Genomic DNA, 207 nt, shown 5'->3' on the forward strand with positions numbered 1-207 from the left:
TTGCTGATTGGCTGCTTCGATTAACCGACAATAAAAAGCGCTGGGGATTTGGCCTATGCTTCTTGTACCTGCGTAATGTCAAAGGTTTTAAATGGAACCATAAGCGCGTTTACCGCATTTACTGTGAGCTGGAGCTGAACTTGCGTATCAAACCCAGAGAACGCATCAAGCGAAATAAGCCTGACGCGCTGAGCGTTCCAACGACTA

1 pseudogene is annotated in these 207 nt (G+C 46.9%); it reads left to right on the plus strand.

Features of this window, described 5'->3' with window-relative positions:
• A pseudogene (locus VQ643_RS16475) lies at nucleotides 1-207 on the plus strand (IS3 family transposase); the annotation flags it as partial.

This window comes from Pseudomonas sp. F1_0610, from assembly GCF_047470865.1.
Lineage (GTDB): Bacteria > Pseudomonadota > Gammaproteobacteria > Pseudomonadales > Pseudomonadaceae > JAZDRH01.